Raw genomic sequence first — 24,667 nt, 5'->3', positions numbered from 1 at the left:
TTGTCCGGTAATAAATTAACGAATGGCTGGGTCACCCACTCGGGCACGAACCTCATTCTTGATTTTTTTATAGTCCAGCTCACCATCTAGCGAACAAAAATCATCGGGAAACACGGTTTTCAAGTGACTGTAATGCACAACCACCGCATCTACGCCCGCCATATCCAACTGCTTGAAACTATCGGGCCCGATATAACCGGCGATATGTAAAGGAATATTTTTTTCCGCGGCTATTTCCACGCAATGCTTCAACAGCGTCATAACCGCGCCAGGGATTACATCAGCCGTCAATCTGTCCCTGGCTATACCCAGGCAAAGGCTGCGTAGATCATTCAAGCCCACGACAAAGAGTTCTGCGGAATTGAACTGCGCCAGATCCAGCGCCATTGCCGGCGTCTCGATCATGGCCCCGATCTTGTTAGAGAATCCAAGCGCTCGCATACGTGCGGCAAGCCTTTCGAACTGGGCGACCGAGGTGACATAAGGAATGATCACATGCAAATTACGATTTGCCTTTGCACATTCGACCAGCATGCTGACCTCCAGATCGAAGGTGGCGGGTATCTGCAAGGCCCTGGCTGCTCCACGCAAGCCCATCATTGGGCTCTTTTCATACAACGGCACATCGCACCCTTCAAAGGTGTTTACTTCACTGCTTTCCATCTCGACGAGCCGGTACCAGATATCTTTGTTTCGTGTACATTCACCAAGTTTTCCAATGTAGTGCCGAATACCGTCTCGCACTTGTTCGCTGGTAATGTAATTACCGAACAATCGACACAGGTATTCCCCCCGAATCAGGCCGACACCTGCCACATGCGAAATCACCTGCGGGGTAACCGGCTCGCCGTTCAACCCCAGATAGCGCGCCGTCATTTACTCGCGACCATGACAGTATGGGAAAGGGGAATGCCTGGAACTTGAGTAGTTCGCTCGACGACATCGACCTGACGGAACCCGAACTCATAAAGAATTGCGATCCATTCATCTTCCCGCAAATGAGCCCCGGGCGAATCGAGTTTTGTTTCATTCAGGCAAGTGTTAAAAAAAAGGTCGACGAACACCTGATATTCGGCGTCGAATACATCATCGATACAGTTTTCAATGACAACCAGTCTTTTTTTGGTCTTCTGAACAGCCGTGCGAATCAAGTCTCGCGGGAACTGTTCATGATGCAGAACGGTGGACAGCACAACAGTATCGGCTTCAATGCCTTCGAAACTCACGTCAATCGATTCAAATGGGCGAATTCTGTCAATCCAGGGTCGCCAAGTGTTAAGAACATCTTTTGGTCGCTCGACCAAATGCACCGGCTGCCCGGTCATTTTCTCCAGTTCGATAGCCAGTGCACCATCACCGCAGAGCAGATCCATCGTCACCCCTTCCACGTGAGGCGCAATCAATTCGGCGAGATAAGCAGAGCGGGCGTGATCGAGAACCCGATTCCAGGTATCGCGCAACCCCGTCCGAGTAAGTTCATGGCGCAAGTGTGACAACGCCAGATGTGACGAGTGCTCATAACAGTCAAGAAAGCCACGCTCGATTCTTTTGAGAACAGAATCGGATGCCCCCATGGTTTTCAATATCGGAAAAAACTGCTGGCTGATTTGCGTCTCCAGGCTGGAAAAGACGCGCTCCCTCACGCAACTATCCATTGAATTCACCGTTCATGTCCTTGGCGACGGAAACTCCCTGCAGCAGCTTTTTTTCCACGAACACTTTCAGATTTTCTGCCGAAACATCTTGAGGAATCTGGACAGACAAATAAAAAGCCAGGAACTGGGGAACGTTCATCGTCCTAAGTTTTGGCAGTCGCCATTTCCACCGGTCACAACTGGCCCTGCCTAAAAAAATCTGTGCATCAGCCAAGCTGTTGAGGAAATAACACAGCTTTAAATAAGCGCTTTCGGGATCTTCAGCCTTCAGGCTTCTTTTGGTTCCTTTGACAAAATCCTCGCTCTCCATCAGATGAAACAGCGCATTCCATGAGAAGAACGCGTCCTCGTCAAATCGAGCTTTCACTGAAGCGAATCCCGATTCATTGAAGAACGGTTTACCGATTCTGAAGCGATGCAGGATTTCGACAGCCTTGTCCCTGGGGACGTCACCCAACGACCGATAGTTTTCATGCAGGGACTGACGACTGATCGGTTTGAGGCGGTCCAGTGAATCAAACAACTTCAGCAAGTTTTCCTTGGCATGAAACTCGACATCGAATGACACACCCTCGACTTCGATGTACTGAATTCCAAACTTATAATTGTGCTGATCGTTTTTTCTTTCGCTGTCAAAATCCGCAGCGCGTCGCTGCAGGGAATCTGCAGTGGTCAACACATAGATATCAAAATCGGAATCTTCGTCGCCCAGTCCATCGAATAGAGAACCGCTGGCATAGCCAATGTCATCAGGCGCCAATGCGAGCACTTTGCTCAGTTGCTCAATGGCTCGTTTTATTTTTGGTTTATTGAAAACCCCATTGATCATATCGAGTTCCCCTCTCTGGGCTTGCCCAAGTCCGTGGTCAGTTTTGTTTTATTCGTTGTTTGGCGATATTTTTTAATGGCTCGTCTCCGACCCGATGCAGCGTGCCAAAAAAACCACCCCAATCGACTTCGGAAAACGACTCGAAAGCATTGATGACATTCGACTGGCAAGCAGAGGCTTCATACAATCGCGCGTCGACCGGCACACATTGAATCAATGGTGTACTCGTGCGAAAAATGACGGGCTCATTTTCTTTACGCAGTTTTATTACGGTAATAAGCGGGCCATGCCATCGTTCACTTTCAATGACGCCTTCAATCACTTCATAGGCACTGCGCTGCGGGTGATTGATCGGCCCTCTTACTTGCAAGGCAATATGTTGCGAACTGCGTACTGAATAACCGAGCCAGATCTGAATACAGCGTTCTTCCGGCAATGCGGTCAAAAAAGGAGGCGACGCGCCCTGATGGGCACCAAGCCGGGAGTCTACAAGACCGGCCATCCCTGGAAGTTGGGCACTTTCCAAAACATACCATTCGGTAAATGCTCCATAGCTCCAGAGAATTCGGTCCTCTTTGAGGACGACAGCGAAGTCTATGGGCGCATAAAACAACCAACCGATTTTGGAGGCCATTTTTACAGGGCGACAATAGCGCAACGCACGCGCACTTAATGCATGTTCGGCAAAGCCGGCTTTGACAGGATCCGGAGCGTCAGGGTAAATCCTGCAAAGATCAAAATTTGACATCTAACCTCCATAAATCCCTTTTGAGGCAAGTAATGCACCTCCCCTCCATGGGGAAAGGAGGCGCACCGGTACTTACTTGACCTTCTCGTGCCAAGCGCCACCACCGCCTACGGAAACATAACGCTTATCCGCAACATCCGATGGCACAACGAGGTGGGTGACGATATTTTCTCCAAAAGGAGTTTCAACGCCCTGAACGAGTTCCTGAGCCTCAACTTGAGCACTGACAAGACCTTTAGCGGCTGTATTCTCAGTCATGATTTTATTCCTGATGAATGTGAGGTGAGTTTCTTTTTTTGTGACTGTTGTTGCCGGTCTAAAAGTAAACACTTGCTCCGCCGTGTCAACGAGCAGCAATCAGCCGCCTGGCAAAAACCAACTCTTCGCAAGCTTTCGGCAACTATGCAAATCCATATTTTTTAAGGTTTTTCCAAAACGCCATCATCTAAAACCTAAAAATTAAATAACACTGAAATCAATTTGGTTGGCAAAAAAAATGTAAAAAAATTGGATCCAAGCAATTTTATAATCTATGGTTCTGCGACACACATACCTGTTCGCGTCGAAAACCTGCGAGTGCAAACTGCAAATCAAGTAACCATCCGGATACTCTACCTGTGCACTCCCGTGACCATTTTGTTAAGACTGGTACAACCCGCTCGCACCTTCATCGACTACCAATAAAAGACGAACGGGTTTCACCATCAGAGATTTCAGCTATGACAACCGACACACCCTCCGCCGATAGCAACATAGCGTTGATCGGCGACATCCGAAGGAATGTTGAGACTGACAATACATTCCGTCAGACCAAACGGAGTTTGAACTTCGTCTGCCTGGATCTCGTTTTCGACCTCATCACATCCTTTTTCAAGTTCTTTACTCATAGTGTTCTCCATGACAATGATCATTTACACCGCTCAGCCGAGCGGCTCCTTAACTGTTGATGAGTTATGAGATTCTGCAAATACCATATGATTCTAATGAGACATCTTCTTATGCCTCAAAAAGAATGTAGCCTTATAGGCTCGCTATTATCCATGGTAACTCGCCAGGCGCGCATCACTTCAATGTCAATTCACCACCCGGCTTGACGCCTTTTTGGATCTTACCTATTTTTATTTATTGAGGCAGTGTCGAGTACATTTTCTTACAGGGATGAACCAAGCACTTTATGGATAAAAAACACCAGCTGTACACCTATGCTTTTTTCTCCCGTGCCAGCGGACAGATCATCGGCGCTTACTTCGTACTTTACTTATCCCATGTCACTTCAAACAGCTTGCTAATATCACTACTACTGGCACTGCCCATTGCGGTTCAATTAACGGTTGGCCATCTTCTGGGCCAACTGACTAAAAGACTCGGGGCGGCACACACATGCAGTTCCGGGATGATCTTCCACGCACTGAGTTACTTGGTTCTGACGTTGACGCCTTCGCTATTTCTGACCACGACAAGTCGATTGTTAACGGGCGCTGGCAGTTCCCTGGGCCGAACAGTTGATTTATTGATCACCAGCGTTAGTCGTCACCTCGATCTTACGATCGAAATGTCCAAATACAATGCTGCTCGGTCTTTTGGTGCGTGTCTTGCGCCAGTATTGGGGTCCGTCATCATTCTGGTGCTTCCGATAGAACCTCTTGGTTACCGGGTTATTTTTGCGTTCTCGACTTTGTTCTGTCTTGTCTCGCTATTTTTTCTGATGTCTTTCATTTCTGCCAACCATCATCAGATTACCGAAGATGCAAAGGAAAACGGCGAGGCAAATTCGAGAAAATTGCGGCTGTCCGAACGGATTTTCTTCAGCGATACCTCTTTTTGCCTAATCCTCATGTTGATGCTTCTGACCATCGGCAATGAAGGTTTCTACCGGACTTTTCCATTATGGTTAACCGGCGTGTCCGGATGGAAAGATGAATATTTCGGCATCTTCGGGGCGGCACGCGCACTCTTGGGCGTCGCATTTCTGTTCTGGGTATCGCCAAAGATCAACGCACGCTACAAGCCTTATCTCAATCAGCTCAATGTCGCTGCAATCGCCCTCCTTCTGATGACCTTTGTCATGATGCAGAGCTCAAGCATCGCCGTCATTGTGGTATCGATTTCGCTCAACTCCCTTCTGTTTGCCTTCGTAACCAATAACCTTTATGCATCGTTCCTGACGTCCATTCCTCGCAGCGCTCGTGGCCCTGTTTTTTCAACTTACTTGAGCCTGAGCATGATTGCCCAAGCGGCCGGGCCGTTTGTTGTCAGCGGACTTGTGCCCGACAAAAGCCATATTCCCCTGGTGTCGGGCTTGATCATGTTTTTGACATTGGTCGGCTCGATCAGGCTGATGTACGCGAGGAGATCGGAAAGTGCTTATGGACAGTAGCCTGGATTCGATGCTGATACGGCACCTTGAACACAACCTCAGAGCCAACCTGCTGATCCGGTCGGCCCCCATGACCGGAAAGACCCAGGCAATCCATGCAGCGCGGCAATGGGCTACCTTGCATCCGCATTTCGACCTGGTCTGTTTCGCGGCACACCACACGCCGTTTGCCAAGATGCACAAGCAACTTTTGAATACCGCAGAATACGTACAAAACCGGCACACAGTATTCGTGATCGATGACATTCATCTGCTGGACACCTACCAGCTTGAGTGCATGGCAATGGCTGCAAAAAAATCGTCTCAGGTAAGTGTCATCGGACTGGGATTGCCTGTCGAGCCACTGGCGGACGCCTGCAGATCCAGTGCCCTCTTCGACTTGATCAATGAATACCGGGCAGCATCCGGGCTATCGACTCAGCAACGGATTCCGGCACTCGATCAAGAAGCTCTGCGCCACACCCTTTATATGGCCCACCAACTGGAGATGACCCATCGTGGTGAGCACGGCTCGAGCCCGGCCGAGAGGGTTTTGCGAGTTTTGCCCGAGGCAAAACACATTCGTGAATGTGTCGCCAGAGGGCTGGCCGCCCCCCACGAGATATTGGAGCAATGGCTGGGCAGCCGTAATCACTACAACAACATTCGCGTAACAGAAACCAACGCCTGTGGATTGGCTCAGGTCTGGCGCTGGACAGTTTCCCGGGAAAGCGGATCACCGCAAATCATTGCCCATGTGTTTGTCACCTACATTACTTGTTCAACAGGGGAGTAAGTCCATGGTTCAACAGGCCGATATGGCAGGAATGGAATTGTTGCGCGCCTATGTTCAAGGTGCCCCCCTCAGACATTCCTGTGCTGAACATGACGAGAGTTATTTTCAACGCACCCGCATAGAAGGCGTGCACGCCTTGATGACGGGCAATCCCACCAGTTCTTCGGCGCTGGCGAACCTCATCTGGACCCACCAGAAACAGGCGACTGAATTACTCTCTACCATCTCTGGCGACGAAGGACTGCCGCTGCTCTTGGCCAAGGGGGCCTATTACACTCTGGGCATCCATCAAGGCCATGTCATGGGCCGACGCGGCGACATCGACGTCTACATCAATAAAAAGGACTGGCCAGCCTGGCAGTCAGCCCTGGCAAAGTTCGGCTATGAAGAAAGTAAAATGGATACGCTTACCGGGCAGTTGATCCCTCTGACAGAGTCCGAGCGCGCCACGGCTTACGTCCGAGATACCGTGCAAATCGCTAAAGTCGCAAAGGCCTTTCCGTTTACGCCCGGGCAGGCGCTTCTGGATCACAGAACACTGAATACCAACGCCTATATCCATCCGACGTTCGTTACCCCGCATGATTCGAAGATCATCGTGGCCATCAACTTCCACCACTCCCTAGTAGCCGGCATGCCCAGTCAGCGCTTTTTCAGCCATTCGAAGATAGCGCACAGCCATCTCCATTGCCTGACACCGGCCGATGCCCTGTGGCACAGCTCGTTGCTGTATTACCTGGATGTGGCGTTGAAACTTTCCACCAAACTCCCCCCCCTGTTTGATATCGCTAAACTGGCCGGGGAGGTGGATATCGACTGGGAGCATTTCCTGGCGATCGCCAGGGAACTGCAAATCTACAAACCATTTTTTTATACGATGGACAGCATCAATCTGATCTGTGACGCCCAAGTGTTTCCGCAGTCTGTCGTCACGTCCCTACGCGACGAAACCTCGCGCCGGTTCGACTACGGCTATCAGATCCACAAACTGTTCTGCGTTCCAGAGTCCGCGCCACAATTCAATACCGCAAGATAATCCTTGAACCGGTCGATCCCGTCGGCTGTCAGCGATATCGACTCAAGGTTTCGCCAACCTTCGCAGCGGGGACTTTCTGCAATTTGCACAACAAATCATGGCTCAACTCCCGCACCCCATGCTTCTGCCGCAACTCATCCGCCAGATGCGCCAGCAAATTCGCCGCCATCTCCGCATCCGCCATCGCCCTGTGCGCCTGGCCGGTGTGTGGCAGGCGGGCGAAAGTGGTGAGCGTACCGAGTTTGTGATTCGGTGCCGCCGGCATCAACCGCCGGGCCAGCAGCAGCGAACAGGCGAAGTTCTGCAATCGGGTGCGTTTGATTCGCCCCAGTTCGAAGTCCCAGAACTTCTGGTCGAACGAGGCGTTGTGCGCCACCAGCGGCGTGCAGCCGACGAACTCGTTGACCTCTTCCATGACCTTTTCCGCCGAGGGTGCGCTGCGCAGCATGGCGTTGCTGATGCCGGTCAGTTGTTCGATAAACGCAGGAACGCGCACGCCAGCGTTCATCAGGCTCTGGTAACGCTCGACGATACGGCCGTTTTCCAGCATGACCACGGCGATTTCCGTGGCGCGACAGCTGCTGTTCGGCGACAGGCCGGTGGTTTCAAAGTCGATGACTGCAATGCGTTCCAAACCGGGTTCAACTCCGTTCAAATCAATTCTTGAGCAACGCTCAGTTTTTCAACAGCAGTGCGCCTTCGATCGGCACATAACGGCTGGCGGCGCGGATCAGCGAGTTGGCGGTCAGGCCGGGCACGCCGTAGGCGACTGCCTGTACACCGTGCTTGCTGATGATGCGTTCGAGCAGCATGTCAAAGTCACCGTCGCCGGAAGCCAGGACGATTTCGTCGACGTGGTCGGCGGCGTCCATGATGTCCAGGGTGATGCCCACGTCCCAGTCGCCCTTGGCCGAGCCGTCGCTGCGCTGGATGTAGGGTTTGAGCTTTACGGTGAAGCCGAGGTTGCGCAGGATCTGCTGGAACTGCTGCTGTTTGCTGTCGCCACGGTCGATGGCGTAGGCGTAGGCCTCGACAATCTGCCCATCCTTGCTGATGTCCGCCCACAGCGCCGCATAGTTGAAGTGGCAACCATAAGCCTGACGCACGGTGTAGTAGAGGTTCTGCACATCGGCGAACACTGCGATTTTTTTCACCGGAGTTCCTGTGGGCGCGCAAGCGCACGAAGCGGGATCAGGCGCTGGGCCCGAAAAAGGCGCTCAGTATGCCAGCCAACAGGAACGTTCCGCGAATAATCGCCCCGGAGCCCTCACAGGCTCCGGACGAATGGTTAATCAGACGAAGGAATCGTCGTCATCGAAGAACGATGAACTGTCATCGCTGTAGTCGGTGTCGTTAAATCCGCCCTGGTCATTGCCGTAGGAATCGTTACCGGCCATGCGCTGATCGTCACCCCAGCCGTTGTTGCTCTGGTCGGCGACTTGAGCCGGCTCTTCCTTGATCACCTCAACAATCTCTTGCGGCTGCTGATTGTGGTGGAACAGGCTGCTGATTCCCTGCGCCAGCATCACACCACCGGCTACACCGGCCGCGGTTTTCAAGGCGCCGCCGAGAAAGCTGCTGCCGGCCGCCGGTGCGGCTTGTTGCGCATAATTGGGCGGTGGCGCAGCAAAACCCTGTTGCGCAGGTGGAGCACCAACGTTCTGCTGTGGTGCAGGCTCGCGCCAGCCACCCGTGGACGCCGGAGCAGCACTCGGGGTCGGTGCCGGACGCGGGCTGCCACCAAAGATGCTCGACAGGAAACCGCCGCCACTGCTCGGCGCCGGCGCTGCACTCTGCGCTTTGGCCGCTTGCAGTTCGGCCTGCAACTGCTGGACTTGCCGGGTCAGTTGCTTGTTCTGCTCATCCAGGCTTTTGAGCGCCGCCTCTTGAACCAGAATCGCCTGGGTCATGAAATAACCTGCCGCCGGCTGGCGCGTCAGGTGTTCCTTGATCCGCGTCTCGGCCTGGGCGTCGCGCGGGGCTGCCTCCGTTTCGGCCTGTTGCAGCCGGGAAAACAGTCCATCGATCAGGGTTTGCTCTTCGCTGTTCATGGCGACCTCGTAGATTGCCGGGGATAACATGGCCCTCGCCCACTTTTGGACAAGGTGCTCGTCCGTAATGGAGGCTGCGACAAAACCTTTCAATGACCTTTACCGAATGTTTACGTTTGTGTGGGCTGGCGCATCATCGGTTAAAGTGAGCCACTGTTTTCGACCTGCGATACCGACTGATGAATGCCTTCGAAGTGCTGCGCGACTCTCTGTTCTTTTTCAAACGCCATTTGGCCAGCATCGTGCAGTTGTGCCTGCCGCTGGTGATCGTCGAAGCGCTGCTGCAACAAGTGGTGGATCACGCCAGCGACCCGGACAGTTTCTCATCCGTCAGTGTGATCGTCGGCTTGCTGGTCTATCCGTTGTACACCGCCGCATTAATCCTGTTTCTCGACGCCCGCACCCGTGGAGAAGCCCCGCGCACCCTTGATCTGCTGGCGATGTCTGCGCGGTTGTGGCCGCGTTTCGCCCTGCTCACCGCGCTCAACACGTTGCTGATTCTGCTGGGCCTTTCGCTGTATTTCCTGCCGGGCCTGATTTTGATGGTGATGCTGGCGTTCGGCGAATACCTGTTGGTGCTGCGCGGCCTCAATCCATTGCACGCCATGAAGGAAAGCCTGCGGCTGAGCCGCGGGCATTTCTGGCGGATTCTGCTGTGCATTCTGTGTGTGATGACGCCTTTGTGGTTGCTCAAGGGGGCGACGCTGGCGGTATACCCCGAGCCGCAGAACCCGATAGTGTCGGTGCTGATCGACAGCGGCCACAGCTTCCTGCAACTGTTCACCAGCGTGGTGCTGTTCCGCCTGTTCATGTTGATCAGCCAACTTCCGGAAAAACGTGACGGCGCGGTCTGACCGCTCCGCAATTGGGCTTCGAGACCGCCGTCAGGTATGCTCGGGGCCACTTTCTGTAACGCTATAAGCCGAGCCATGACCCGTCTACTGCGCTACACCCTGTTGCTCGCTCTGCTCGCCGTCATCTTGATCGGCGGGCTGATTTTCGGCCTGACCTGGCGCCCCGACGCCCGCGAAACCCTGCCGGTCAGTTGCACCGGCACACCGCCCATGCTGGTGCCCGGGCAAGCGCTGAAAGTCATGACCTGGAACGTGCAGTATCTGGCCGGCAAGCGTTATGTGTTCTGGAATGACCTGGCCCAGGGTAACGATGAAGCGCCGACGCTGGAGGACATGGCCTTCAGCCTCGATGAAGTGGCGCGGGTAATCCGCGACGAACAACCCGATCTGGTGCTGTTGCAGGAACTCGATGACGGCGCCAAGGCCAGCGACTATCAGGATCAACTCAAGTTGTTGCAGGAGCGGGTCGCCGATCTGTACCCGTGCAGCGCCAGCGCTTTTGACTGGAAAGCCGATTTTGTCCCTGAGCCCCATATCTATGGCAGCGTTGGCCGGCAACTGGCGACGCTGAGCCGCTATCGCATCGAACATGCCGAACGCCTGCAATTACCGGTGGCCCCAAGCAATTTCATCAGCCGCCAGTTCCAGCCCAAAGACGCCCTGCTCGCGACCAAACTGCCGCTCAGCGATGGCGGGCAACTGACCGTATTCAATACCCATCTGGAACGCGCCCACCGACCGGACGACACGTTGCATGCGCAAGTGACGGCCGTGGCCAAGGTGCTCGACAAGTATGAAAGTCAGGGCCTGCCGTGGCTGATCGGTGGCGACTTCAACCTGTTGCCGCTGGGCCAATATCGTCGTTTGCCCGCCGAGCAGCGCACGCCCTACTCCGCCGACAGCGAGCTGCATCTGCTGTGGGACAAGTACCCGATGATCCCGACCAACAGCGAAGCCAGCGGCATCGACCGCGCGCAATGGCTGACCCACTACCCCAACGACCCCGGCCTCAACGGCCCGGATCGCACGGTCGACTATCTGTTCTACAGCCCGAAGATCAAACGGGTGGAAGCGAAGGTGCGTCAGGACGACACGCTGCGCATTTCCGATCATTTACCGGTGATTGCGCGGTTCCTGCTGCCGGCTGCGCCTTAAAAACGCAGCATGGCCACAATCAGCTGCGGCGCTTGACCACACGCCGATGGCAATCCGCCGGGCCCAGCAACTCGCCAGCTTTGGAGCGCACCGTAATGGTCTCGACCGGCTCCGAGTGCTCGTTGTCCAGCAACACCGAATAACTCTCGCCCTTGCTGAACAGGAAGTCCTCGCCCCACTGGCGCATGCTGATCACGATGGGGAACACCGAACGTCCCATCTCGGTCAGCACGTACTCTTTGTAAGCGGTGCCATCGGATGCCGGCTGCACCTCAAACACGCCCAGTTCGACCAACCTCTTGAGCTTCGCCGAGAGGATATTTTTAGCTAGGCCCAGACGTTTCTGGAATTCACTGAAGCGACGCACGTCATCGAAAGCGTCGCGGATGATCATCAACACCCAACGATCGCCAATAGCCTCAAGCGTGCGGGCCACCGGGCATTCGCTTTGTGCCAGTAGCAACTGTCTGGCCATGAGACTCCAATTTTTGCGAGATCGTGCGCGTTAGAACAGTTCTAACGGCAGAAGAAAATATTGCGTGAAAAACCAGTTGCAGATTAAAACCCGTTTCGATAAAAATCAACGCATCGGTTTTGTTTTGAAACCTGTTATTCCCAAGGATGGAATGATGACGTTGAACCTCCTAAGGCCCTCGAAAAGCGACGTCAACGCCGAAAAGACAGCCGACGCCGTTACTGCTCCAGCCCCTGATGGACGCACAACTGCCCGTGGTTTAAGTCGTCAACAGACGTTTCTCTTCGCGATTACCTGCGCCATGGCCGTGGCCAATGTCTACTTCGCACAACCGCTGCTGGAGTCGATGGGCGCCAGCCTGTCAGTGTCGCCCGACACTATTGGTGTAGTGGTCACGGCGACTCAGGCCGGTTATGCAGTGGGCCTGTTGTTCATCGTCCCGTTGGGCGATCTGCTCAATCGCAAGCGGCTGATTCTGACGCAGATGCTGCTGTCGGCCGTGTCGTTGTGTGCGGTTGGGCTGGCGCAGAGTTGGGGCATGTTACTCGGCGCAATGGTGCTGGTCGGCCTGATGGCAGTGGTCGTGCAGGTGGTGGTCGCCTACGTGGCCACACTCGCCAGCCCCGAGCAACGTGGTGAAGCGATTGGCACGGTGACCAGTGGCGTAGTGTTGGGCATTCTGCTGGCGCGCTTTGTGTCTGGCGCGGTGGCCGATCTGGCCGGATGGAGAGGCGTCTACTTCGTCTCGGCAGCCTTGATGATCGGCATGGCGCTGGTGCTGTACCGCACGCTGCCGACATCGAACACGCCACCGGCCAAAGACAGTTACGTGCAGTTGTTGCGCTCAGTGTTCCAGTTGTATCTCACCGAACGGACGCTACGCGTCAGGGGCACCTTTGCCCTGCTGATATTCGCTGCATTCAGCGTGCTGTGGACCGCCATGGTATTGCCGCTAAGCGCACCACCACTGTCACTGTCGCACACCCAGACAGGCTTGTTCGGTCTGGCCGGGGTAGCGGGCGCGCTGGCCGCCGCAAGGGCCGGGCGAATGGCCGATCAGGGCCTGGGCAATCGCACGACAGGGATTGCGCTGGTGCTATTGACCCTGTCCTGGCTGCCCACCGCGTTTGTTGAAAGCTCATTGCTGGCGATGGTCGTAGGTGTGGTACTGCTCGACTTTGCCGTGCAAGCGGTGCATGTGACCAACCAAAGCCTGATCTTCGCCGCGCGGCCCGACGCGCAAAGCCGACTGGTGGGGGCCTACATGTGCTTCTACTCCGTGGGCAGCGGCATCGGCGCTATTACGGCCACCTACACTTACGCCCATTTTGGCTGGGGCGCGGTTTGCCTGCTGGGCGCGGCCTTCAGTGGGATAGCGCTGTTGTACTGGTTATCTCTGGAGCTGACCTCCCGTAATTGTCTGACTACCTGAAGGCGTACCTGTAATGAAACCACTGCACGTCGTATTGGCTGTACTGATCACCGCAATCTGGGGGGTCAACTTCTCGGTCATCAAGCTGGGATTGGCGACCGTAGATCCTTTTATTCTGGCGGGTATCCGCTTCAGCCTTTGTGCATTACCGGCGATCTTTTTCATCCGCAAACCGAATGTGCCATGGCGCTACATCATCGGTTACGGACTGGTGTTCGGCATCGGCTTGTGGGGCATCGTCAACCTGGGTATCAAGGCCGGGCTTTCGGCGGGCATCGCTTCGCTGGTGCTGCAATTGAGCGCGTTTTTCACGATTCTGTTGGGCGGCTGGGTGTTCAAGGAAGCGCTGACCCGATTTCAGGTACTGGGCATGCTGATCGCACTTGGCGGATTGTTGTGCATCATCATGATCAGCGATGGCTCGGTCAGTCTGCCCGGCGTGCTGCTGGTGCTGGTGGGCGCGGTGTCATGGAGTGTCGCCAACATCATCAACAAGAAGGCCAGCACCCTGGAAGTCTTCGGGTTTCTGGTCTGGTCCAGCGCCTTTGCACCGATCCCGTTGTTCGCTCTCGACTACACGGTGAACGGCAGCGCCGGCTTCACCTCGTTCGTCAATCAGGTCGATACGACCGCCGTGCTGTCGATCCTGTTTCAGGTCTACCCGAACACACTGTTCGCCTACTGGATCTGGAACTCGCTGCTCAAAACCTACCCGGTTTCGACCGTCGCGCCACTGTCGTTGCTGGTGCCGATTTTCGGCATGCTCGGTTCGGTGCTGATCTTCCACGAGAGCGTGCCAGCGAGCAAGGTGCTGACGGTGATGCTGATCGTGGTCGGCCTGGCCGTTGGCCTCTATGGGCAGCGTATTTTCAATGCGATGCTTGCGCGCCCTGCGCGCACTTCAATATGAATCGCCAGGGAGTAAGTATGGGGCCGGGGAGACGTGAATTCGTCAAGGGCCGCTGTTAGCCCCTGAATCGGCGCCTTGCATTGGCACAGCCCCGGATCAGGTCCCCCGGGGCTTCGCCCGTGCCGTGGCTTCAGCCACCAACGGATCATCTGGCCAATAATGCTTGGGATACCGACCTTTCAAATCCTTCTTGACCTCGGCATACGTGCTGCGCCAGAAGTTGGCCAGATCCTGCGTCACCTGCACCGGTCGTCGTGCCGGGGACAGCAGGTGCAACTTGACCACCTGCCGCCCGCCGGCAATCCTTGGCGTCTCGGCGAGGCCAAACAGCTCCTGCAAACGCACCGCCAGAATCGGCGGAATCTCGCTGTAGTCCAGACGAATCGACGACCCCGACGGCACGCTCAAATGGTGCGGTGCCAGCTCATCCAGTCGTTGCGGCAGCGGCCATGGCAGTAGATTGCGGACGATGCTGGACAGATCGAGGTTGGCAAAATGACTGAGCCGCGAGACCTTGCCCAGATACGGCATCAGCCAGTCTTCAAGAGTTTTCAACAGCGTCGCGTCGCTGACATCCGGCCATTGGCTTTCGTCCTGAGTGTTCAGATCAAGTTGCCGTAACAACGCAACACGGGCCTGCCACTGGCGCAGCTCCGGTGTCCACGGCAGCAGTTCCAGCCCCTTGCGTCGCACCAGATTGACCAGCGCCTGACTGCGGGCGGCTTCATCGAGACCGGTTAGCGGTTCGCGGCTGAGGATCAACTCGCCGACCTTGCGCTGACGCTCGGCGCGCAGCACGCCTTCGCGCTCGTCCCAGTCGAGTTGATCGACGTTGCGCACTTGTTCGGCGAGCACTGAGTCGAACAGCGCCGGATCGAAATCCGCTGCCAGATAAATCCGTTCCTCGCGCTGGCCCTGACGGCTGCCGAGGTCGGCAATGACAATCCACGGCTCTTTCATCAAGCTGTCCGCTTCGGCGAACAGCGCGGCGCGACCGTTGGCCAAGCGGTATTCGGCGCCACCGGCACGTCGTTGTTGGGCGACGCGGTCCGGGTAGGCCAAGGCCAGCAGTGCGCCGAGCCAGCGTGGGTGATCAGGGTCGCTGACCGGCTCGCTCGCCTTGCCCCGCAGGTAACCACGATATTGCCGCGCCAGTTGCCGTGCACGTTGCACACCGCCCTGCGCGCCACGAGCCGCACGTTCTTCGCCGGACAGCAGCACCAGGCGGCTGTGCAGATCCGCCCCGGCACCGCGCAAGATATCGCGCTCGCCAAGCAACGCGGCGACATCGCAGGCCATGTTTGCCAAGCCCAACGCTTGCCCCCGCAGCAACAAATGGCCGATACGCGGATGCGCCGGCAACTCGGCCATGGCCTGACCGTGCGAAGTCAGAGCCTCCCCTTCCAAAGCGCCGAGTCGCTGCAGCAGATCCTGCGCCTGTGCATAAGCCGCCGCCGGTGGCACGTCGAGCCAGACCAGTTCGCCCGGCGTAACGCCCCAGCGCCCCAGTTGCAGCGCCAGGCTGGCCAGATCCGCTGAGAGAATTTCCGCGCTGCCGTATGCCGCCAGTTGTTCGTGCTGATCCTGCGACCACAACCGATAACAAACACCCGACTCCAAGCGTCCCGCCCGACCCGCACGCTGCGTGGCGCTGGCCTTGGAGATGCGCTGAGTGTCGAGCCGCGTCATGCCGCTGCCCGGATCGAAACGCGGCACCCGCGCCAACCCGGCGTCGATCACCACGCGCACGCCGTTGATGGTCAGACTGGTCTCGGCGATGTTGGTCGCCAGCACCACTTTGCGCTGCCCGGCCGGCGCCGGATCGATGGCGGCGCGTTGGGCATTGAGGTCAAGTTCGCCGTGCAGCGGGCAGAGCAAGACGTCTTGGCGCTCGCCAATGGCATCGCTCAATTGCTGATGCACACGGCGAATTTCCGCCTGCCCCGGGAGGAACACCAACAGGCTGCCGGTTTCATCGTTAAGGGCTTCGAGCACGGTCTGCGTCACGCGCTGATCGATGTATTCGCCGGGCTGAAACGGCCGCCCCCAGCGCATCGTCACTGGATACATGCGCCCTTCACTGCGCAGGATCGGTGCGTCGTCGAGCAACCCGGCCAGACGCTCGCCTTCCAGCGTGGCCGACATCAGCAAAATTTTCAGCGGCTGTTCAGCTCGAAACAGCTCACGACCGTTCAAACTCAGGGCCAGCGCCAGATCGGCGTCGAGGCTGCGCTCGTGGAATTCATCGAAAATCAGCAGACCCACGCCTTCCAGCGCCGGGTCGTCCTGCAAGCGGCGAGTGAGAATGCCTTCAGTGACCACTTCAATGCGTGTGTTGGGGCCGACCTTGCTGTCGAGGCGGATGCGATAACCGACGGTTTCACCGACCTTCTCGCCCAGTTCGCTGGCCAATCGCTCAGCAGCGGCGCGCGCGGCCAAGCGGCGCGGCTCAAGCATCAGAATGGTTTGCCCGCTCAGCCACGCTTCGTTGAGCAAGGCCAACGGCACGCGGGTGGTTTTACCGGCGCCGGGCGGCGCTTCGAGCACCGCTTCGTGGCGTGTCGCCAACGCGTCACGCAATGCGGGTAAAACTTCGTCGATCGGCAAAGAAATCATGCTGGCTCCCAAACAGAGGCGCGAGTATAACGGCGAACTGCCGGGCGTTTGTCAGGGTCTTAACTTCACTCGACGACGCTTCGTTTACAAATGACTCAGGAGATATCCCATGCGTTTACCTTTTCGCCTGATCGGCGGTGTACTGGTCGCCACCCTGCTCACTCAAATCACCGCGTGCGGTTCGATTTTCTACCCCGATCGTCGCGGCCAGATCGACGGCAAGATCGATCCGGCGATTGCCGTGCTCGACGCCGTGGGCCTGCTGTTCTACGTCATTCCCGGGCTGATCGCGTTTGCCGTCGACTTCGCCACCGGGGCGATCTATTTCGAACCGGGCCACACCGCGCAGATCGACCCGGCCAAGCTCAAGCAAGCCATCGGCCCGGACGGTCAGGTCGATAACCACAAGCTGCAGGCTATTCTCCAAAGCGAGCTGGGCAGTGCTGCCGTTGAAATAAACAAGGCTCTGGATGACCCACGCCTGATCCAGCACAGAGGCAGCACGCAACAACTGGCGATGTTTGGCCTGCAACCTGCCGCATAAGGAATAACTGCACCATGACATCCAGCCCCGAACACGCCCGCCTGCTGCGCCTGGCAACCCGCGCCTCGGTAGCAGTGGCTTGTACGCTGATCATCGCCAAAGCCATCGCCTGGTGGCTGAGCGGCTCGGTGAGCATGCTCGCTGGCCTCACCGACTCGGCACTCGATGGCATTGCTTCGTTGATTAATTTGCTGGCGGTGCATTACGCATTACGCCCGGCGGATGACGACCACCGTTACGGCCACGGCAAGGCCGAATCACTGGCCGGCATGGCGCAGGCATTGTTCATCGGTGGCAGTGCGGTGTTGATTGCCTTCCAGGCCTATGAGCGAATCAAGCAGCCGGAACCGCTTGGGGCGCCGTGGATCAGCATTGGCGTGATCATTTTCTCCCTGGTGCTGACGGTCGCCTTGCTGATGTTGCAGCATCGAGTGATCAAGCAGACCGGCTCCAACGCCGTGCGCGCCGACTCGTTGCATTACCGCTCCGATCTGTTGCTCAACGGCAGCATCCTGCTCGCGCTGGTGCTGGCCGGTTTGGGATTCTCTCAACTCGACGCGTGGTTTGGCCTCGGGATTGCGGCTTACATCTTGTGGAGCGCGATCCAGATCGGCCGGGAAAGTTTTTCGGTGTTGATGGACGAAGAACTGCCGACAGATGTCAGCCAGCACATGCTCGACCTGGCCTGCAGCGTGCCGGGGGTGTTGGGCGCGCATGACTTGCGCACGCGGATTTCCGGCCACCACTGGTTCGTGCAGCTGCACCTGGAATTGCCGGGGGAATTGACCCTGTCAGTCGCTCACAGCATCAGCGATCAAGCGGCGGATGCGATTCACAAAGCCTACCCAAGGACCGAAGTGCTGGTGCACGCCGACCCGCAGGAAGTGGTCAAGACTGAACGGGTGCAAACCCGGATTCAGTAAGACACCTGGTAACCGCGACTGCTCAGGCAGTTGCCCTGCGCCTGACGGTAAGCCTGCACCACCTCGGGCGCCGGTTGATAAGTCGCGGTGCGCGGATCGAAACCGCTTTGCTGCACCGCGTACTGATAGCACTGATAGCCATCCTGCTGGACCTGTTCCGGCGACTGACCGTTAGCCGGATACGCCTCGACGTCATAACCTTGCGATTGTGGCTGCGGCGGCTGAACCGGCGGCTCGACCACCACGTAATCCTGCGTCGCTTCCTGATAGGCGTAGTAAGAACCGGCGGCGAGGAACAGCAGCGCGCCGCCGATCCATACTTCACGGGCGTAATCCGGCAAATACTGGATGCGGATCCCGCGCGGCGGTTGCACGACGATGTAGCGTGGGCCCTGCGGGCGATACCAGTAGCCGCCGGAATAAAAGTAATCCTGGCCTCGATACGGCACGCGATAGTCGCGATCCGGGAAGCGGTCGATCACATGCCCCGGCCGGTACTGCGGGCCTGGGCCCCAACCATTGCCATGCCCTTGCGGACGCCCCGGCCAGCGATTGTCGTTGGGCCGGTTGCCGTTCTGCCAATGCGGGTTTTTGTAGCCGTTTTGCGGACGCTCGTCGCGGTAGTAGCCCTGGCGCGGCTCCTGAGTCTGGCGCACGGTGTCGGGACGTGGCTGGATCGGCAGACTGTTGCCTGGCGGTGGTGAAGGCTGATGAACCGGATTCGGCTGATTTTGCGCACGATTGTGTGTCTGCCACTGACCCTCGTCGTGCGGCTGGCCGTTGTGTTCGAACTGGCGACTGTTGTCGCCACGAATGATCTCGTTGTTCTGCGCACGCGGCTGATCGTGGCCGCCATGCCCCCGATTATTGCCCTGATGATCCGGCCCGCGGCCACCACCATTGGGGGCGCGGCTTTCCGGGTCATCGGCCAGCACTTGCGCACTGACACTCACACACAGCAAACCAACACCGGCCAGACGCCAGATGCGCGACTTCATGCTATTCCTCACTGCGGGTTCAGGGCGTGTAACTAAGACCGGGAATGTACACACCGGGTTCTGCAACAGGTTATCAGTCACGAAACTTATTTATTGAGTCGCGTGTGGGCGAAGGCAAAAAATCGCAGGCAAGAAAAAAGGGAGACCCGTCGGCCTCCCTTCTAGAGAACTTCGTCCTGGCTCGACGCTTTTGACGTCGGCTCACCTCACGCCGTCTTCTGGACAGTGTGCAGCTCGGGGGCCGGCACAACCCCGGTGGGGGCGGCGGCCGCGGCGGGCCTGATAGGCGGGCCGCTGTGGACTGTGTTACCGAGCAGTGATTCTGGTGATAAGAATAGGCCTGAGCCGGCGACAGAGGATTGCGAATATTGCTCAAATAAACATCACTTGCGCAATTTTTAACCCTGGATAGATAATCCACCGCAATAGTTATGACAAAGGCCTGATTCATGAGCAAACTCGACCGTTACGACCTGAGCATTTTGGCGGAACTGCAGCGCGACGCCCGCATCTCCAACCAGGAACTGGCCGAACGTATCGGTTTGTCACCGTCGCCCTGCTCGCGCCGGGTCAAACAACTGGAAGACGACGGCTATATCTCACGTCAGGTCGCCCTGCTGGATCGCAAGATGCTCGGCCTGAGTCTGACCGCGTATGTACTGATCGGCATGGACCGGCACACGCCGGAGCGTTTCGAGAACTTCGAAGCGGCAATTCGCACATTGCCGCAGGTGCTGGAGTGCAGTCTGGTGACGGGCGTGGATGCCGACTATCAGTTGAAGGTGGTGGTGCCGGACATGGATCACTATCAGAAACTGCTGCTGGGGCACCTGACGCGGATTGAAGGGGTGACCAGTGTGCGCTCCAGCTTTGTGCTGAACCAGGTGCTCAATAGCACTGAACTGCCGCTGACTCATTTGCGTAGTTGAGATCGCCTTCGCGAGCAAGCCCGCGCCCACATTCTGGAGTGCATTCCCCTGTGAGAGCGGGCTTGCTCGCGAAGAGGCCGGAACAGGTCATCAACGACTGCGGCACACCGACGCAGGTCAATGCGGCTTCAGCCACCCTCGGCGTATAATCGCCAAGCCCTTTCAGCCGCGCCCACGCCGGAGATACCCAATGGATCCAGCCGTATTCGAAGAATGGATGATGACGGGCCTCGTCAGCATCCTGATCATTTTCATGGGTTTCATCGTCTGGGATCTGGCGAAGAAGTCCAAGGCCGGACGTTTCGGCTCGTTCATTCTGTTCTTCGTGCTCGGCCTGGGCGTGGCCGCGTTCGTCATCAAGAGCGTAGTAATTGGCCTGATCGAATCCGGCGCTCTATAACCGCGCCGGCACTTCCTTCCACTGGCCTTGATCGAGCCCCTCGATCGTCCAGTCGCCAATTCTGACCCGCACCAGTCGCAACGTCGGCAGTCCTACCGCCGCGGTCATGCGCCGAACCTGACGGTTGCGCCCTTCACGAATCACCAACTCCAGCCAACTCGTGGGCACGCTTTTGCGAAAGCGTACGGGCGGGTTGCGTGGCCACAACGCGGGTTCGTCCAGTTGCCGCGCCTCGGCAGGCAAGGTCGGGCCGTCGTTGAGTTCGACCCCATCGCGCAGGCGCTGCAATTGCTCAGCACTTGGCTCACCCTCGACTTGCACCCAATAGGTCTTGGCCAGTTTGTGCTTGGGGTCGGCGATCCGCGCCTGCAACTGGCCGTCATTGGTCAGCAGCAGCAAGCCTTCGCTGTCACGATCCAGGCGCCCGGCCGGATAGATGCCAGGCACATCGATGAAATCCTTGAGTGTCGCCCGCCCTCCTTCATCGCTGAACTGCGTCAGCACATCGAAGGGTTTGTTGAACAGGATCAGCTTCGGCTCGGCCGGCGGCGCCTTGGCAATACGGCGCGGGGAGGAAGACTGAGGCTTCGCGCCAGGGCGGCGGGAAGGTGGACGCGGGGGACGGGACATGGCGAAAAGAACATCTAACGGTCAGGGCTGCTAATGCTAGTGCCCTGACCGCCAAATGACCACGACAAACCGTTAACGGAACGGCGGTTCGTCGAAGCTGCGCAGTTTGCGCGAGTGCAGCGAGTTGAGTTCGGTGCGCAGCAGGTCCACCGCTTCGATGCCGATTTTCAAGTGCTGGCTGACCGCACGCTCGTAGAACGCATTGGCCGAGCCCGGCAGTTTGATCTCGCTGTGCAGCGGTTTGTCCGACACGCACAACAACGTGCCGTACGGCACCCGCAGGCGATAACCCTGCGCTGCGATGGTGCCGCTTTCCATGTCCACCGCCACGGCGCGGGACAGATTGATCAACGGACGCTCCTGCGCCCAGCGCAACTCCCAGTTACGGTCGTCGTAAGTCAGCACGGTGCCGGTGCGCAGGCGCTTTTTCAGCTCTTCACCTTTCTCACCGGTGATATTGGCTGCCGCTTGCTGAAGCGCGAGCTGTACTTCGGCCAGCGCCGGGATCGGAATGTTCGGCGGCACCACCCGGTCGAGAATCCCGTCGCGACGCATGTAAGCGTGGGCCAACACGTAGTCGCCGATGGTTTGCGACTGACGCAGCCCTCCGCAGTGACCGATCATCAGCCAGCAATGCGGACGCAACACGGCCAAGTGGTCAGTGATGTTCTTGGCATTGGACGGACCGACGCCGATATTCACCAGCGTCACACCATGACCATCACTGGCGATCAGGTGATAGGCCGGCATCTGATAACGGTGCCAGACCACACCCGCGGCAATCGCCGACGCTTCGCCGTGATCCATGCTCTTGTCGATGATCACGTTGCCCGGCAGCACCATGCGCACGAAACGCGGATCGCTGCGCAACTGCTCCAGACCATGGACGATGAACTGGTCGACGTAGCGGTGATAGTTGGTCAGCAGAATCCACGGCTGTACATGGCGCCAGTCGCTGCCGGTGTAGTGCACCAAACGACGCAGCGAAAAGTCGACGCGCGCCGCATCAAACAACGCCAGCGGCAGGGGGTCGGTGTTTTCCCAATCGTAGAGACCGTCGGCGATGCCATCGGTGGCGGCCGACAGGTCGGTACTGGGGAACACCCGCGCCAGCACTGCCGCCGTCACGCCGGAACCGGCGAGTTCATCGCCCTGTTCGACCACGTACGGATACGGAATATTTTGCTGACTGACGCCGACTTCCACGGTCACGGTGAAATCGTGCATCAACGGCGTCAGTTGTTCGAGCAGGTATTTGCGAAACGCCGCCGGGTGGGTGACGGTCACGCTGTAGGTGCCCGGCAGCTGTACTTTGGCGTAAGCGCGGGTGGTCTGCGGGACTTCGCCATGGCAGTGGTAGGTCAGACGCAGTTCGGGATAACGAAAAAGAGCACGCTGCTCGGCGTCGGGCTCGACGCGATCCTTGAGGTAACGCTTGAGCGCCGAATTCAGCGCAGTAGTGGCCCGCTCATGCAGCTGGGCCAGACGATCCACGGCTTGTTCAGCGGTTTGAACAACAATAAACGCTTCGGTCACGATCAGCTTCCTGTGTTCTGACTTGCAGAGCTTCATCTTGCCTGCATCGTGGCGCGACGGGAACAGTGGCGTTGTGGCTGTACCTCAATCTTTCAAACAAAGAAGATCCCCTGTGGGATTTGTAGTGTCTCAGAAACCTTGCGGGGTCGAGCGGGCGACAATGGCTTCGACATCAAGGCCCCGCGGTAGCGCGCCGTAGACCCTGCCATTGCCACCCAACCGACTGGCAATAAACGCATCGCTCACCGCCGCATTCCCCGCCTCCAGCAACAGCTTGGCCTGAAGCCCCAGCGCAATGTCCTCGGTCAACTGCCGCGCCCGATACTGAATATCGCCGGTGTCCTTGAACTGCGCCTGCAACTGCTGAATATGCGCAGCCAGGCGTTTGTCACCATGGCCGTCACCCAATTCATGGAACAACACATCCAGCACGCCCGGCTCTTTCGACAAGGCGCGCAGCACGTCGAGGCACTGCACGTTGCCCGAGCCTTCCCACGTCGAGTTGACCGGCGCCTCGCGGTACAGGCGCGGCAGGATGCTGTCTTCGACATACCCCGCGCCGCCCATGCACTCGGCCGCCTCGTTGATCATTGCCGGGGCGCGTTTGCAGATCCAGTATTTGCCCACCGCCGTCACCAGCCGGGCGAATTGCGCTTCGTGGCGATCGTCCAGATGATCCAGCGCACGGCCCATGCGCAGGCTCAAGGCCAATGCGGCTTCACTTTCAAGGGCCAGATCGGCCAGCACGTTCTGCATCAACGGTTGCTCGCTGAGCAGTTTGCCGCTGACCTTACGGTGCGCGCAGTGATGGCTGGCCTGAGTCAGGGCCTGACGCATCAAGGCGCTGGAGCCGACCATGCAATCAAAGCGCGTCATCGCCACCATTTCGATGATGGTCGGCACACCACGCCCTTCTTCGCCGACCATCCACGCCAACGCGCCGCGAAATTCCACTTCGCTGGAGGCATTGGACTGATTGCCGAGTTTGTTTTTCAGGCGCTGGATATAGAACTGATTGCGCGTGTCGTCCGGGCGATGGCGTGGCAGCAGGAAACAGCTCAAGCCCTTGTCGGTCTGCGCCAGCGTGAGAAACGCATCACACATCGGCGCCGAGCAGAACCACTTGTGCCCGACCAGTTCATACGCCTGCCCCGGCCCACTGGCGCCGACCGGATAAGCCTTGGTGGTGTTGGCCCGCACATCGGTGCCGCCCTGTTTTTCAGTCATGGCCATGCCGAGGGTGACACCGGCCTTGTGCGCCATGCCGACATTGCGCGGATCGTATTGGGTGGCAAGGACTTTCGGCAGCCATTGCTCGGCCAGGTTGGGTTGCAAGCGCAGGGCCGGCACACTGGCGAAGGTCATGGTCAACGGGCACCCGCTGCCGGCCTCGGCCTGGCTGTGCAGATAACTCATCGAGGCGCGGGCGACATGGGCACCGTCCTGTGGATGAGTCCACGGCGACGAAGTCAGGCCATGCTCGATCGCGGTACGCATCAGTTCGTGATAAGCGGGATGGAATTCCACCAGATCGATGCGATGACCGTAGCGGTCATGGCTGGCGAACACCGGTTTGTTCTGATTGGCGAGGAACCCGGCTTCCATCAACGGGCCGCCGGCCAGTTCACCGTAGGCATCGATCCGCGACTCGGCCCAACCGGCACCGAACCGCCGCGACCACTCCTGCAATGGCAGGTCGATGCGGTAGAGGTTGGTGCCGTCCAGCGACGGTGGCTGATTGGTGACTTCGTGGGTTTCGGCGAACTGATGCAGGTTCATGACGGGGCTCCTTGG

The 24,667-nt window shown here is 57.6% G+C and carries 26 protein-coding genes; 11 read left to right on the top strand and 15 right to left on the bottom strand.

Annotated features, from left to right (window positions below; translation table 11 throughout):
- Window positions 1-15: 15 nt before the first annotated feature.
- The 6 genes from AACY02_RS07440 to AACY02_RS07415 form a co-directional block, all read right to left on the bottom strand.
- A complete protein-coding gene (locus tag AACY02_RS07440; RefSeq protein ID WP_339431381.1) occupies window positions 16-876 on the bottom strand; it encodes a putative PEP-binding protein in 861 nt (286 codons plus the stop codon).
- On the bottom strand, window positions 873-1,664 hold the full coding sequence (locus tag AACY02_RS07435) for a class I SAM-dependent methyltransferase (protein ID WP_339431380.1): 792 nt from the start codon (window positions 1,662-1,664) through the stop codon (window positions 873-875). The genes AACY02_RS07440 and AACY02_RS07435 overlap by 4 nt, the downstream gene beginning before the upstream one ends.
- A complete protein-coding gene (locus AACY02_RS07430) occupies window positions 1,648-2,484 on the bottom strand; it encodes a hypothetical protein (protein ID WP_273897726.1) in 837 nt (278 codons plus the stop codon). Before AACY02_RS07430 ends, AACY02_RS07435 begins: the two co-directional genes overlap by 17 nt.
- A gap of 37 nt (window positions 2,485-2,521) precedes the next feature.
- A complete protein-coding gene (locus tag AACY02_RS07425) occupies window positions 2,522-3,232 on the bottom strand; it encodes a hypothetical protein (RefSeq protein WP_339431379.1) in 711 nt (236 codons plus the stop codon).
- Window positions 3,233-3,304: 72 nt separating this feature from the next.
- Complete coding sequence (locus tag AACY02_RS07420; RefSeq protein WP_339431378.1) at window positions 3,305-3,589, bottom strand: hypothetical protein; 285 nt, start codon at window positions 3,587-3,589, stop codon at window positions 3,305-3,307.
- Window positions 3,590-3,945: 356 nt separating this feature from the next.
- Window positions 3,946-4,119: a hypothetical protein gene (locus tag AACY02_RS07415; protein WP_273897723.1), complete on the bottom strand. Its 174-nt coding sequence runs from the start codon at window positions 4,117-4,119 to the stop codon at window positions 3,946-3,948.
- A gap of 287 nt (window positions 4,120-4,406) precedes the next feature.
- Between AACY02_RS07415 and AACY02_RS07410 the strand changes: the two genes are divergently transcribed.
- The 3 genes from AACY02_RS07410 to AACY02_RS07400 are packed head-to-tail and all read left to right on the top strand — an operon-like array spanning window position 4,407 to window position 7,420.
- Window positions 4,407-5,609 carry an MFS transporter gene (locus tag AACY02_RS07410; RefSeq protein ID WP_273897722.1) on the top strand — a complete coding sequence of 401 codons (1,203 nt, stop codon included), beginning with the start codon at window positions 4,407-4,409 and terminating at the stop codon, window positions 5,607-5,609.
- A complete protein-coding gene (locus tag AACY02_RS07405; RefSeq protein ID WP_339431377.1) occupies window positions 5,599-6,384 on the top strand; it encodes a CAP domain-containing protein in 786 nt (261 codons plus the stop codon). Before AACY02_RS07410 ends, AACY02_RS07405 begins: the two co-directional genes overlap by 11 nt.
- 4 nt (window positions 6,385-6,388) lie before the next feature.
- Complete coding sequence (locus AACY02_RS07400) at window positions 6,389-7,420, top strand: nucleotidyltransferase family protein (RefSeq protein ID WP_339431376.1); 1,032 nt, start codon at window positions 6,389-6,391, stop codon at window positions 7,418-7,420.
- Between the two features lie 28 nt (window positions 7,421-7,448).
- Here the strand turns inward: AACY02_RS07400 and AACY02_RS07395 are convergent, their stop codons facing one another.
- From AACY02_RS07395 to AACY02_RS07385, 3 genes are all read right to left on the bottom strand, one after another.
- Complete coding sequence (locus tag AACY02_RS07395) at window positions 7,449-8,054, bottom strand: 3'-5' exonuclease (protein ID WP_339431375.1); 606 nt, start codon at window positions 8,052-8,054, stop codon at window positions 7,449-7,451.
- 40 nt (window positions 8,055-8,094) lie between these two features.
- Window positions 8,095-8,574 carry a LabA-like NYN domain-containing protein gene (locus AACY02_RS07390; protein WP_007949802.1) on the bottom strand — a complete coding sequence of 160 codons (480 nt, stop codon included), beginning with the start codon at window positions 8,572-8,574 and terminating at the stop codon, window positions 8,095-8,097.
- Between the two features lie 138 nt (window positions 8,575-8,712).
- On the bottom strand, window positions 8,713-9,471 hold the full coding sequence (locus tag AACY02_RS07385; RefSeq protein WP_339431421.1) for a DUF2076 domain-containing protein: 759 nt from the start codon (window positions 9,469-9,471) through the stop codon (window positions 8,713-8,715).
- Between the two features lie 179 nt (window positions 9,472-9,650).
- Between AACY02_RS07385 and AACY02_RS07380 the strand changes: the two genes are divergently transcribed.
- Window positions 9,651-10,325: a YciC family protein gene (locus AACY02_RS07380; RefSeq protein ID WP_221730160.1), complete on the top strand. Its 675-nt coding sequence runs from the start codon at window positions 9,651-9,653 to the stop codon at window positions 10,323-10,325.
- Window positions 10,326-10,400: 75 nt separating this feature from the next.
- Complete coding sequence (locus tag AACY02_RS07375; protein WP_339431374.1) at window positions 10,401-11,480, top strand: endonuclease/exonuclease/phosphatase family protein; 1,080 nt, start codon at window positions 10,401-10,403, stop codon at window positions 11,478-11,480.
- Between the two features lie 19 nt (window positions 11,481-11,499).
- On the opposite strand, the gene AACY02_RS07370 is transcribed toward AACY02_RS07375, so the two are convergent.
- Window positions 11,500-11,955 (bottom strand): winged helix-turn-helix transcriptional regulator, encoded by a 456-nt coding sequence (locus AACY02_RS07370; RefSeq protein WP_221730162.1) that lies wholly within the window; start codon window positions 11,953-11,955, stop codon window positions 11,500-11,502.
- A gap of 154 nt (window positions 11,956-12,109) precedes the next feature.
- Between AACY02_RS07370 and AACY02_RS07365 the strand changes: the two genes are divergently transcribed.
- Both AACY02_RS07365 and AACY02_RS07360 read left to right on the top strand, forming a co-directional pair.
- Window positions 12,110-13,387 carry an MFS transporter gene (locus AACY02_RS07365; protein ID WP_339431373.1) on the top strand — a complete coding sequence of 426 codons (1,278 nt, stop codon included), beginning with the start codon at window positions 12,110-12,112 and terminating at the stop codon, window positions 13,385-13,387.
- A gap of 13 nt (window positions 13,388-13,400) precedes the next feature.
- Complete coding sequence (locus tag AACY02_RS07360; protein ID WP_339431372.1) at window positions 13,401-14,297, top strand: EamA family transporter; 897 nt, start codon at window positions 13,401-13,403, stop codon at window positions 14,295-14,297.
- A 96-nt stretch (window positions 14,298-14,393) separates the two neighbouring features.
- On the opposite strand, the gene hrpB is transcribed toward AACY02_RS07360, so the two are convergent.
- Window positions 14,394-16,913, bottom strand: coding sequence for an ATP-dependent helicase HrpB (gene hrpB, locus AACY02_RS07355; protein WP_339431371.1), 2,520 nt, complete (start codon window positions 16,911-16,913; stop codon window positions 14,394-14,396).
- Window positions 16,914-17,022: 109 nt separating this feature from the next.
- Here hrpB and AACY02_RS07350 point away from each other — a divergent pair, with 109 nt between their 5' ends.
- Entirely contained in the window at window positions 17,023-17,457 is a 435-nt protein-coding gene (locus AACY02_RS07350; protein ID WP_339431370.1) for a polyribonucleotide nucleotidyltransferase, read from the top strand.
- 14 nt (window positions 17,458-17,471) lie between these two features.
- Window positions 17,472-18,380: a cation diffusion facilitator family transporter gene (locus tag AACY02_RS07345; RefSeq protein WP_339431369.1), complete on the top strand. Its 909-nt coding sequence runs from the start codon at window positions 17,472-17,474 to the stop codon at window positions 18,378-18,380.
- Here the strand turns inward: AACY02_RS07345 and AACY02_RS07340 are convergent.
- Window positions 18,374-19,378 carry a DUF6515 family protein gene (locus tag AACY02_RS07340; RefSeq protein WP_339431368.1) on the bottom strand — a complete coding sequence of 335 codons (1,005 nt, stop codon included), beginning with the start codon at window positions 19,376-19,378 and terminating at the stop codon, window positions 18,374-18,376. The genes AACY02_RS07345 and AACY02_RS07340 overlap by 7 nt on opposite strands.
- 449 nt (window positions 19,379-19,827) lie before the next feature.
- On the opposite strand from AACY02_RS07340, the gene AACY02_RS07335 reads away from it, so the two are divergent.
- Together AACY02_RS07335 and AACY02_RS07330 are read left to right on the top strand one after the other, a co-directional pair.
- Window positions 19,828-20,307, top strand: coding sequence for an Lrp/AsnC family transcriptional regulator (locus tag AACY02_RS07335; RefSeq protein WP_007909658.1), 480 nt, complete (start codon window positions 19,828-19,830; stop codon window positions 20,305-20,307).
- A 190-nt stretch (window positions 20,308-20,497) separates the two neighbouring features.
- Complete coding sequence (locus AACY02_RS07330; protein ID WP_003185724.1) at window positions 20,498-20,707, top strand: DUF2788 domain-containing protein; 210 nt, start codon at window positions 20,498-20,500, stop codon at window positions 20,705-20,707.
- On the opposite strand, the gene AACY02_RS07325 is transcribed toward AACY02_RS07330, so the two are convergent.
- The 3 genes from AACY02_RS07325 to AACY02_RS07315 form a co-directional block, all read right to left on the bottom strand.
- The gene (locus AACY02_RS07325) at window positions 20,702-21,268 is read right to left on the bottom strand and encodes a pseudouridine synthase (protein ID WP_221730278.1); all 567 of its coding nucleotides are present in this window, start codon (window positions 21,266-21,268) and stop codon (window positions 20,702-20,704) included. The genes AACY02_RS07330 and AACY02_RS07325 overlap by 6 nt on opposite strands.
- A gap of 141 nt (window positions 21,269-21,409) precedes the next feature.
- The gene (amn, locus tag AACY02_RS07320) at window positions 21,410-22,909 is read right to left on the bottom strand and encodes an AMP nucleosidase (RefSeq protein ID WP_339431367.1); all 1,500 of its coding nucleotides are present in this window, start codon (window positions 22,907-22,909) and stop codon (window positions 21,410-21,412) included.
- 93 nt (window positions 22,910-23,002) lie between these two features.
- Window positions 23,003-24,652 carry an acyl-CoA dehydrogenase family protein gene (locus AACY02_RS07315; RefSeq protein ID WP_339431366.1) on the bottom strand — a complete coding sequence of 550 codons (1,650 nt, stop codon included), beginning with the start codon at window positions 24,650-24,652 and terminating at the stop codon, window positions 23,003-23,005.
- Between the last annotated feature and the right edge of the window lie 15 nt (window positions 24,653-24,667).

Source organism: Pseudomonas sp. EA_65y_Pfl2_P78 (assembly GCF_963970495.1).
In the GTDB taxonomy this organism is placed as follows: Bacteria; Pseudomonadota; Gammaproteobacteria; order Pseudomonadales; family Pseudomonadaceae; genus Aquipseudomonas; species Aquipseudomonas baetica_A.
Note: the sequence above shows the minus strand (reverse complement) of the source record. Positions and strands in the feature narration are given on the sequence as shown.